The organism is Mesonia maritima (genome assembly GCF_042433895.1).
GTDB lineage: Bacteria > Bacteroidota > Bacteroidia > Flavobacteriales > Flavobacteriaceae > Mesonia > Mesonia maritima.
The window spans coordinates 1-1,085 of record NZ_JBHLUA010000025.1 but is presented as its reverse complement, the minus strand read 5'-3'; the positions used below and the strand labels follow the sequence as shown (position 1 = coordinate 1,085).

Sequence of the window (1,085 nt, the reverse complement as noted above, 5' to 3'; positions counted from 1 at the left end):
TGCTACAGCATTCTCATATGGGTCGTATTGTTGTGTCATACTGATGTTGATCTCGTTTCTCTCCGCGAAGTTGGTATAGGTAAGGTTACAGTATTGTAGACCGCGGTCGGAGTGATGGATGAGCTTTTGGTCGGGGTATTTTCTTTGTTTCAAAGCCATTTTGAGGGCATCAATGCAGAGGCTCGTTTTCATATGATCATCAATTTTGTAACCCATTATTTTCTTAGAATAGGCGTCTGTTACCAGCGCCAGATATGCATTACCACCATCTGTTTTGATGTATGTGATATCACTTACCCAAAGCTGTTCTGCAGCTTTAGGAATGAAGTCTTTAACTAGATTTGGATATTTATAAAAATGATGTTTTGAGTTTGTTGTGATATGTGCTCTTTTGGTTCTTGGTATAAAGAGTCGATGTTTTCTAAGAAGTAGATAGAAGCGATCTCTGCCCATTTTGATGTTCTTTTCAACAAGTGCCGGCTTGATTGATTTATATAGCTTTAAACTGCCCGTTTTTGGCATTTCCTTTCTGACCTGTTCAACAAGGTTAAGTATGGCTTGTTCTTGCTGGTTGGACTTTTGATGTGTTGCCAGACGCTTGTAAAAAGCTTGTTTAGATATCCCGAAAGATTGGTAGACCCATTTCATTTTAAAAGGTCTCTTTTGCGTTTTTCTATTTCTTTGGCCAATGCTTCGGGCAAATGCTTTTTTGCCAGATCGAGTCCTGATAGGTTCTCCAGATTAGCGATGTAATCTCTTTGAAACTCTTTAATAAACTCGAGTTCTTCGATCTTATCTTTTAGCTTTTTGATCTCATCTTGTTTACTCATACCTCGTTTCTTTTGTTCTAAGGTACTGTATTTTTTTAGCCAATAATCAATAGAAGATCTTGAAACGTTATAGGATTTGGCAGCGTGGTTAAGGGAAATTTGACCATTCTGGATTTGGTCAATGATCATTAATTTGAGTTCAAAACTTACTTTTTGGTACTCTTTTTTTGGGCATGGAGGTTTGTTGTCTTTCATCTTGATCCTGAATTAAATGATTGATTTTTGGTCAACCTATTTCAGGAAATGACGTTTTTT

General features: G+C 37.1%; 2 protein-coding genes. Both read right to left on the bottom strand.

Going from position 1 to position 1,085, the window contains the following annotated elements; genetic code table 11:
- Nucleotides 1–648: IS3 family transposase (locus ACFFGL_RS13655; RefSeq protein WP_309730863.1), on the bottom strand; the 648-nt coding region annotated here is incomplete at its 3' end.
- Nucleotides 645–1,025 (bottom strand): helix-turn-helix domain-containing protein, encoded by a 381-nt coding sequence (locus ACFFGL_RS13650; RefSeq protein ID WP_309730860.1) that lies wholly within the window; start codon nucleotides 1,023–1,025, stop codon nucleotides 645–647. The genes ACFFGL_RS13650 and ACFFGL_RS13655, both read right to left, overlap by 4 nt.
- Between the last annotated feature and the right edge of the window lie 60 nt (nucleotides 1,026–1,085).